Genomic DNA, 1,572 nt, shown 5'->3' with positions numbered 1-1,572 from the left:
CTTGAGTTTCCGCGAATTGCAATAAAAAGATGAGTATGTCTTCCCAAAGTACTAATCTGCCGTTTTTTTGAGAGTCCTAGAATGGCAGTACCAAGAATAGAGGCACTTTAATAAGCCCCGCCGGAACCGGGCTTGGGGAGACATATTCTTTTATCTATTCAAACGGTCAGCTTAAGGCATAGTTGACGGTACGCCGGACGCTTTGTCCGGTACCAGAGCCGGATGCCCTCTTTGGCATATGACAGTATGCCGGAGATGCCTTTTGCCAGCCGATAATAGCAGAAACTGACTTTATCCTTGATCGGATCTGCTTCCTGTATGATTGAAACTTTCAGGGCGTTTGTCTCAGAACTTAATTCTTCCTGCGCTAAAAATGCCATAGCTAAAGTAATATAAAAGTTAAGTGCATTAATGGCTTCCAGTTTCCTTACACGGAAGTTTTCAAACTGATAGGTCTGCTTTTTACAGCGAAAATATTCCTCAATCCGCCATCTGGAAAAGTAGGCCCTGGCAATGCGGATCACATCATCCTTTGAACGGATCTCTTTGTTTGTAGCCAGCATCATGGGATGTTCCGTGATCCCATAGACCAGGACCAGATAAATATTTTTCCGTGAGGCAGTGATCTGAACCTTTACGTGGGAAAGATATGCGGTATGCTCTTTTCCCTTATAGAAAACATCCGCTTTGACTTTTCCTTTTCTCCGGTTCCGCAGTTCGGTTGCCTTTGTCCATTTGTTGTGATAAAGAAGTTTCCGGTTGGATTTCAGGCGGATCACGTAATCCTGCTTCAGCTGGCCGAGGATGAGAAACATCTTATTGTCATCATAACCGCGGTCCATAACAAAGGTGGCTTTTCCGAAAAGAGCAGCGGCCTGTCTGATTGCATCAAACGTGATCGTGTTTACAGATTTATAGTCTTTTTCGGCAGAAGAATGGATCATAGAAAAAACGCTGACAGGATGCTTGCCGGCAGTCAGAACACAGGCCTCTGTTACATGGTATCCTTTTTTATAAACGCTTTTCGTCTGTGTGCTTTCAGAACCATCGCGAACGATACCAAGAGCTTCAAACTGTTTTCCATCTGGTTTTACGATATCACTTTCATCAATGAGGACCACTGGTTCAGAGGGAACGAGTCTCTTTATGGTATGGAGATAAGAAGCAGCCGCAGAAGCCGGCGTTCCTTCTGAAAGATGATTGGAAAGTCGTTTTACAGTATTCGCCTTCTGTGCCGTTTCATGAAGCTGGTCGGAAATATCAGTGAGCAGGCAGCTTCTGGATGCCAGAATGCCATAAACCATATCTGCTGTAAACTTCCGGTCCGGTTTCGAAAGTCTGCGGGAGATTTTATTTGTAAAAGTCAAAATTTTTCTTTTCAAACGGTAAGTAATTGATGTAGAATTAGCCATAAGGAATCCCCTTTCTTTCTGTTTAGTAAGGTTTTTGTTTGGTAGCTTAATTTTACATCAAAAAGGAACAGGATTCCTTATATTTTGGGCATTTTTTGAAAGTTGTGGATAATAAACGCAGCAGATTTGTCTTATGAGGATAATTCTGCGGAAACTCAAG

General features: G+C 42.8%; 1 protein-coding gene. It reads right to left on the bottom strand.

All coding sequences use genetic code 11. The annotated features are described in order from the left end of the window. Nucleotides 1-158: 158 nt before the first annotated feature. On the bottom strand, nt 159-1,412 hold the full coding sequence (locus tag BKD12_RS16610; protein ID WP_176731001.1) for a transposase: 1,254 nt from the start codon (nt 1,410-1,412) through the stop codon (nt 159-161). Nucleotides 1,413-1,572 lie beyond the last annotated feature (160 nt).

It is taken from the genome of Merdimonas faecis, from assembly GCF_001754075.1.
GTDB lineage: Bacteria > Bacillota > Clostridia > Lachnospirales > Lachnospiraceae > Merdimonas > Merdimonas faecis.
The sequence above is the reverse complement of the archived record's forward strand: the minus strand, read 5'-3'. Positions and strand labels throughout refer to the sequence as shown.

Bases quoted from the DNA above. Each gene is read 5' to 3' on its own strand.
- BKD12_RS16610 (WP_176731001.1), bottom strand. From the start codon at position 1,412: ATGGCTAATTCTACATCAATTACTTACCGTTTGAAAAGAAAAATTTTG.